We start from the raw sequence: 676 nt of genomic DNA on the forward strand, positions 1-676 counted from the left end.
CACTCCAAGGAAAGCCGATTCGACGCATTTTAGCGGCGGGCATATTACCTTGTGCCAGTAAGTCAACATACTCCGCATCATGCACGCGCTTGATCGCTTCAATTGACAGAGCTTGTGGTTCAAAAAACTGCACCCACTCAGCTTGCACATCGCGACGTACCTCTTCATAGAGATATTGATACTTCATGATTGGGTAACGGTGCCCTTCGGGCAATTCAAGTTTTGAGTATATAGGGTGGTATATCAGTGGCAACATGAGACATTCTTTTCATACAACGTTGTGAAATATTACCAACTACAAAGGTTGAATAGAAATTAATTTAATTGATAATGATTTTCATTAAAAATTAAATTTCATACTCCAAGGATGAAGAAAACGACATTTACGGTCCTAGGCGCTTTGTTTGGTTCCTTCTGTGCTATTTCTGTATTTATATCCATGTTGTTTAGTGCATGGTGGTTAGTTGATTTTGTCGCACTCAGCTAACACAATAGTTCGATAACGAGTCTTACCAGAGAGTTAAAAATGGCCCATAGTGTTTTTATCACAGGCGCAAATCGTGGTATTGGTTTGAGTCTGACAGAGCTTTATCTTGAACGCGGGTGGAACGTCCTCGCTACTAGCCGTAACGTCACAGACAGTGACGAACTACAAGCTTTGAGAGCACATTACTCC

Annotated in this window: 2 pseudogenes; one reads left to right on the forward strand and one right to left on the reverse strand. The window is 41.4% G+C overall.

Going from position 1 to position 676, the window contains the following annotated elements:
• Positions 1-256, reverse strand: a pseudogene (locus R7093_RS25790) (histone deacetylase); the annotation flags it as partial.
• A 270-nt stretch (positions 257-526) separates the two neighbouring features.
• On the opposite strand from R7093_RS25790, the pseudogene R7093_RS25795 reads away from it, so the two are divergent.
• Positions 527-676: pseudogene (locus R7093_RS25795) on the forward strand (short-chain dehydrogenase); the annotation flags it as partial.

The sequence above is a fragment of the Vibrio sp. 1580 genome, assembly GCF_033340055.1.